Below are 6,228 nucleotides of genomic sequence, written 5' to 3' on the forward strand. Positions count from 1 at the left end.
ATCTGCGCCAGCTGCGCCCATCCCCAGGCCGAGGGCGCTCGCCCCGATCGCTGAAGAGGCGAGGGAGCGGGAGATGATCCTTCGGGCCCGTCCGGTTCCGCATGCCCTCGCCGCCCTCAGGAGGCCCCTTCGGGCGCGCTCGGGAAGCGCATGCGCCTGGGACAGCAGGGCCGCGATCGCCCACAGCGCATTCCAGGCCAGGACGACCGCTCCGACGAGCGCCAGGAGGAACGCGAGGGCGAGCTCGGGGCGGGCATAGGAGATCAGGGGCCGGGCCCAGTGCGCCCCGAGGAGGAGGACTGCGGCTCCGGCGCCCCCGAGCACCGCGGTCGCGGCGGCGATCCTCAGATCGCGAGATCGATCAGTCAGCATCATATCGCCTCTTTTGCTGCGTTAACGTATCGGAACGAATCGGTTCGTGTCACTTAGTGTGAATCGGGATTCATCGACTGTCAATAGCCGCCCGGAAGGTCTTCTCAATGGCACTCTGTACCCGTGGACCTCGACCTCTTCCTGCGCTCCCTCGAATCCGAGTTCGACGCGCGACGGCGCGCCGATGCCGATGCCCTGGTCGATGAACTCGCGCAAGCCGAGCGCGTCGCCCTCGCCCTCGCCGATCGGATCGCCGCGCGCGAAGGCGAGGCCCTGCGCGTCATCGTGCGCGGAGGCGAACCCCTCGAAGGCCTGCTCGTGCGCGCGCGGAAGGGCTGGATCCTCCTTCGCGACGATCTCGGGGACGCGCTGATCCCCCTGAGCGCGATCGTCGCGGCGAGCCCCCTCGGGATGAGCGCGGACTGCTCGCGCGCGACCGCGGGCATCGCGATCTCCTCCGTCCTGCGCGCGCTCGCGAACGAGAGGATGCCGGTCGTCGTCGACCACGACGCCGGACGCCACGCGGGAGTGATCCTGGGCGTCTTCGCCGATCACTTCGACATGGAGGCCAATGCCCCCGAGACCGTCATCGACTCGCGCGATCGGAGTCCGGGCGGCCGCTTCGGCCTCGCCCACAGCGGGATCAGGTACGTGCGGACCGCGGGGGTGAGGAGCTACATCGACATGTGAGCCCGCGAGACGGGCCCGTCGCTCAGACCGAGAGGTTCTCCTCGATCCGTGAGCGCGTCGCGGCGTACTGGTCCTCGATGTACTTCTCGAGAGCGGACTCCTCGACGCGCCACACCTTCTTGCCGCCCACCTGAATCGCGGGCAGCTCCCCCGAGGAGACGAGCGAACGGGTCGCCGACATCGTGAGGTTCAGCGTCTCGGCGACATCGGCCAGGGTGAGGAATCGAGGGCTCATGACCCGATTATCCCACTTCGTCGAAGTCCGCGCCGTATGGGCGCGTTGGGTGTGGATGGTGCGCGTTCGCCCCGATCGAGCCTACCGGGAATTCACGTTGTGGAATGTCGGCGCGAGGCGCGCATTTCGATCAATATTGACCCCGTGAGAACTCGAAGAAGCGTTCTGCGCGTATCCGCACCGCGCCGACTGTGGCGCGACCCGCGATTCCTCGGCGGCATTGCACTGATCGCCCTGTCCGTTCTCGCCTGCGCATGGCTCGTCGCCGATGCGCGCGCCGGCGAGGCCGTGTACCGGACGACGAGGGCGATCGCGATCGGCGAGAGGCTCGACGAAACGAACATCGAGATCGTCGACGCCCGGACCGAATCGAGCGCCTACGTCCTCGAGGGCGCCTTGCCCGACGGCGCCCTCGCCGCGCACTCGATGGGGGCTCAGGAGCTCCTCGCGGAATCGGCGGTCACCACGGAAGCGGATTCGCGCACGCGCAGACTTGTCATCGCGGTCGCCGAGGGCCTGCCCTCGAGCGCCTCACCCGGGGATGCGCTCGAGCTGTGGTCCCTGCCGGCCGATGAGCGTCACGAGGAGGGGCGCCCCGGATCCGTCAGGATCGCCGCCTCCGTCACACTCGTGAAGATCCTCGAGTCCGACTCGGCATTGACGAGGAGCGCTTCGAGGATCGAAGTCCTCGTCGGATCCTCGGATCTGCCGAATGTGCTCGACGCCATGAGCGGTCGGGGAGTCCTCGCAGCCGTGCCGATCGGTCCGGCATGAGCCCGCGGCACTTAGTGGCCCTCCTCGCCGATCCCGAGGACGAGGGCCGCATCGTTCAAGCCGTCGACGCGCGGGCCGATCTGAAGGTGGTGCGCAGATGCGCGGACCTTCCCGAAGTCCGAGCGGCAGTACGGGCCGGAATCGCCGACCTCGTCGTTCTTCGCGCGGCCGAGCCCGACCTCGACGCCCTCGTGATCGAAGAGCTCCGCATCGGCGGAGCCGGTGTCGTCCTGCTCGTCGATGCGTCGACTCGGGCGCAGGCGCGCAGCCTGGGAGCCGACGCGCTCGCGCTAAAGGACGACGCCGAAGGGATCGTCGAGGCGCTGGAGGCCCGCATTCGCGGTGGGATCGGCCTGGTGACGAGTGATTCCATGCCGCCCGACCCCTTCGAAGAAGCCGCATGCCCGGCGCGCGACCTCGGCTCTGACGCCGGACTCGGCCCTGATGCCCCGCCTTCGGACAAGACCGGGACGGAAGGGCCGCAGGGGAGGATCGTGGCCGTATGGGGAACCTCGGGCGCGCCGGGGCGCTCAACGCTCGCCCTCGGAATCGCTCACGCGCTCGCCGAAGACTCTCCGACGATCCTCATCGACGGCGATCTGAGGAATCCCTCCCTCGCGCACATGGCCGGGATCCCCGTCGATTCCTCCGGCATCGCCGCGCTTTCCCGCGCCGCCCTGCGCGGGGCCCTCGACGGCCTCGGCCTCGAGGGCGCGCTGATCCCCTATACGGATCATCTTTCGATACTCACCGGATTGACCACCCCTCACAGGTGGAGGGAGGTCGGGCCCGCAGCCCTCGACGCGATCGTCACGGCGGCCGCGCGCATGAGCCCCTGGGTGGTCGTCGATCTCGCGGCGGTGAGCCTCGACGAAGTGGCCGATGAGACCCGGCAGATCGGCGACCGGGACGACACGACCGCCGCGATCCTTCGGCGGGCCGACGAGATCCTCTGCGTGGCGAGGGCGGACGTCCTCGGGATCTCGCGTCTCGCGCACGCTCTCGCGTGGTTCGGGCAGCTGGGCGCCTCGGCGCAGCCGCGCATCGTGATCAACAGGGTCGACTCTGCGGCGACGGGTCCCAGGCCCTCCGGCGCGATCGGGGCGGCGCTGCAGGCGATCATCCCGGGGCGCAGCGCGCACCTGATCCCCGAGGACGCAATGGTCGCGAAGGGGCTCCTCAAAGGGCGCAGCGTTGTCGCGGCCTCTCCGAAGTCCCCCGCGGCGCAGGCGCTGTCCGATGCGGCGCGAAGCCTCGGAGGGGCGGGGGCGCGTGCTCCGCGGGGAACACGTCGTGGCCGACGTGTGAAACACTAGGGGCATGCGCGTCTACCTTCCGCTCCTCCCTTCTGAACTCCTCGACGACTCCCCCCGTCCGCGCAGCGGCTTCACCGTCGTTGCGCCGGCTGACTGCGATCGTGAGGGCGTGGAGGTCCTCGAGGACGATGCCCAGACCGAGGCGGCCCTTCTCGCGCTCTCGCTCATGCGTGAAGAGGAGGGCGAGAGGCCGCTGCGCATGGTGGTCGCCCAGGACGTCGACGCGCCGCAGCCGAAGGGGGAGGGGGTCGTGGAGGCCGGCGACTTCGCGATCGTCTGGGATGCGGTCGCCGCGATCCTCTCCGATGATCCTGAGGCTGCGCCTGCCGTACGACGAGTCCTCGACGCCGAGGAGCAGGATGAGGCGGACGCCGCCGTCGCCGATCTTTGGGAGTTCTCCCTCGGTTGGTACGACGTCTCCGAGCGTGAATCGATGGCTCGCTTCATCGCCCGGTCCCTCTCCTGAGCGGATCCTCTTCTGACCGCTCCCCCTCCTGATCAGCCCTTCTCCTGAGCGGGTCCGTTCCCGATCCGGCCGGCGCCCTCACACCCGCAGGGCGAGCGTCGATCCGCGCTCCCCCTTCCGGAAGACGCGGATCTGGTCGGGGATCTGACGGGCCATCTCATCGACGTGGCTGATCACGCCGACCGTGCGCCCGGAATCGCGCAGGGCGTGCAACTGGGCCATGACGAGGTCGAGCGTCGCCGAATCGAGGGAGCCGAATCCCTCGTCGATGAACATCGTCCGCAGTTCGATGCCGCCCGCTTGGGACGCGACGACGTCCGCGAGGCCGAGGGCGAGCGCGAGCGAGGTGTAGAAGGTCTCACCGCCCGACAGGGTCCGCGTCGCGCGCTCCTCCTCCGTCTCGTGGTCGAGGATCTTGAGCCCCAATCCCAGGCGCCTCGAACTCGTGCCGTCGTCCGGAGCGCCGATCAATTCGTAGCGCCCCGCGGAGATCGCGAGGAGGCGCGGATTCGCCGCCGCGAGAACCTCTTCGAGGCGGGAGATGAGGACCCAGGAGGCGAGCGGCGTCGCCATGAGATTCTCCTTGGAGGAGGCGTCCGCGATGCCCGCGAGACGCCGGATGGGGCCGGCCTCGGCGCGCGCGGCCTCGAGGCCGGCGCGCGCGGCCAGGAACTCGTCCAGGGCGCGCTGAGCGGAATCGGCGGCCTCCGAGAGCTTGCCGAACTCGATGCTCACCCGTTCCTGCAGGCCGCGCGCCTCGGCGAGCGCCGCTTGAAGGGGCGCCGTGTCCACGGGCTCCGCCTCGCGGATGCCTTGCAGCGGCTCGGAGGCGAGGGCTTCGCGGACCGCAGCGGATTCGGCCTCGAAGTCCGAGATCAGCGCTTCGAGCTCGGTGAGGCGTGCGGGATCGAGGACCCTGCTCCTGGCCTCGGCCCGGCCCTCCTCGGAATCGGCGAGGCCCAAAGACTCAAGAACGCGGGCCGCATCAGCCCTCGCGGTATCGCGCGCCTCGACGCTGCGCGACCATTCGTCGATGGCCCCGTTCGCGCCTTCGAGCTGAGCGAGCACTCCCGACAGCCCCTCGTCGAGATCGCTGAGCGAGTCGAATCCCTCGTGAGCGGCGGCGCACCTCGCGGCGTCCTCGTCGATGCCCTCGCGGAGCGCTTGAAGGCGCGTGCGCTCTTCGACGAGGAGCTCGCTCACCGCTGAGAGCTCGGGGCGCAGCTTCTCGACCGCGTCGCGCCGGGATGCGAGCTCCTCGGCGATGCTGCTCAGACGCTCATCGATCGCGTTCAGACGCGCGGAGTCGGCCTCGGCGTCCGCCGCGAGCCGCGCGAGTTCCTCGGCCGGCGCTCCCGCGCGTTCCGAGGCCGATGCGGCTTCGCTCCTCGCCTCGGCCTCGCGGCGATTCGCTTCGACGAGTGCGGCATCCGCCTCATCGCGCGCATGGTCCAGGGCCTTGAGATCGGCTCTGGTGAGCAGCGCCGTGTCGATGGGGGCCGCGGGCGCCGGATGCGCAGTCGAACCGCAGACGGGGCAGGCCTCGCCGTCTTCGAGCTCGGCGGCGAGCACGGCGCCCGTCTGCCGGAGCCAGGCCTCGTGGGCCTCGTGGGCGCGCGCCGCGGCCTCGCGGGAGGCGGTGCGGGCGGCGGCGCTGCCCGCAGCGCATTCTTCTACCCGCTCGAGCAGGCCGGGGAGTGATTCCGCCGCCTGCACGCGCGGGGCGAGGCTCTTGAGGCGTTCGGGGGCGCCTTCAAGGCTCGTGCGCTCGAGCCGAAGGGCGCGCTCCCGGGCCTCGAGTTCAGCGAGCACCAGGGGGATCGATTCGAGTCCTTCGGCGATGCGGCTCCGCTCCTCTTCGCGTTTCACGATCAGCGCATCGAGTTCATCCGCCTGATCGCGGCGTGCGGCGAGCCCGGCTTCGAGTCCGAGGAGCTCGCGGATCGCGCTGCGGCGCTCGGTCCTTCGCAGGGATGACTCCCGTATCGTCCGACGCGCCGACTCCGCCCATGGGGCATCGGGAGCGCCCTCGGGAAGAAGCACCTCGGGGGCGAGGCGATGCGTCGCTTCGATCGCCTCGTCAAGAGCGGCGGCCGAACTCGCATGGCGCTCGCGGGCCCTCTCCTCGGCATCGAGCAGGGGCATGATCGGGGCGGCTGAACGCGAATGCGCGAGCGCCGCCCTCGCCGCGTCGACCCGCTCCGTCCTGCTCTCAAGCGCCTCCTTCTTCGCCTCGAGCTCGGCGCGCCGGACGATCAGGGCGTTGAGGGCCTCAGCCGCACTGAGTGCGCCGCGGGCCCCGTCGAGGCGCTCCTGGGCTCGCGGGAGCTCGGCCCGCGCCGCGGCTTCGCGCTCCCTCGCGGATCGCGCGACGC

At 70.4% G+C, this 6,228-nt stretch carries 7 protein-coding genes; 4 read left to right on the top strand and 3 right to left on the bottom strand.

The genetic code is table 11. The features are described 5' to 3' along the window. The coding region (locus ACQY7V_RS09455) for a hypothetical protein (protein ID WP_428639998.1) at nucleotides 1-375 on the bottom strand (375 nt) is incomplete at its 3' end. 120 nt (nucleotides 376-495) lie between these two features. On the opposite strand from ACQY7V_RS09455, the gene ACQY7V_RS09460 reads away from it, so the two are divergent. Next, on the top strand, nucleotides 496-1,062 hold the full coding sequence (locus tag ACQY7V_RS09460) for a hypothetical protein (protein WP_184452189.1): 567 nt from the start codon (nucleotides 496-498) through the stop codon (nucleotides 1,060-1,062). Between the two features lie 22 nt (nucleotides 1,063-1,084). Here ACQY7V_RS09460 and ACQY7V_RS09465 read toward each other — a convergent pair whose 3' ends face one another. Then, nucleotides 1,085-1,297, bottom strand: a complete 213-nt coding sequence (locus ACQY7V_RS09465; RefSeq protein WP_154478262.1) for a helix-turn-helix domain-containing protein — start codon at nucleotides 1,295-1,297, stop codon at nucleotides 1,085-1,087. Nucleotides 1,298-1,441: 144 nt separating this feature from the next. Here ACQY7V_RS09465 and ACQY7V_RS09470 point away from each other — a divergent pair, with 144 nt between their 5' ends. From ACQY7V_RS09470 to ACQY7V_RS09480, 3 genes are read left to right on the top strand one after another with little or no spacing between them, the layout of a single operon-like run. Continuing rightward, the gene (locus ACQY7V_RS09470; protein WP_320836479.1) at nucleotides 1,442-2,071 is read left to right on the top strand and encodes a hypothetical protein; all 630 of its coding nucleotides are present in this window, start codon (nucleotides 1,442-1,444) and stop codon (nucleotides 2,069-2,071) included. Then, nucleotides 2,068-3,387, top strand: coding sequence for an AAA family ATPase (locus ACQY7V_RS09475; RefSeq protein ID WP_428640000.1), 1,320 nt, complete (start codon nucleotides 2,068-2,070; stop codon nucleotides 3,385-3,387). Before ACQY7V_RS09470 ends, ACQY7V_RS09475 begins: the two co-directional genes overlap by 4 nt. 4 nt (nucleotides 3,388-3,391) lie before the next feature. Next, on the top strand, nucleotides 3,392-3,853 hold the full coding sequence (locus tag ACQY7V_RS09480; RefSeq protein ID WP_428640002.1) for a DUF6912 family protein: 462 nt from the start codon (nucleotides 3,392-3,394) through the stop codon (nucleotides 3,851-3,853). A gap of 78 nt (nucleotides 3,854-3,931) precedes the next feature. Here ACQY7V_RS09480 and ACQY7V_RS09485 read toward each other — a convergent pair. Continuing rightward, nucleotides 3,932-6,228: SbcC/MukB-like Walker B domain-containing protein (locus ACQY7V_RS09485; protein WP_428640004.1), on the bottom strand; the 2,297-nt coding region annotated here is incomplete at its 5' end.

This window comes from Schaalia sp., assembly GCF_050312375.1.
GTDB classification, from domain to species: Bacteria; Actinomycetota; Actinomycetes; order Actinomycetales; family Actinomycetaceae; genus Pauljensenia; species Pauljensenia hyovaginalis.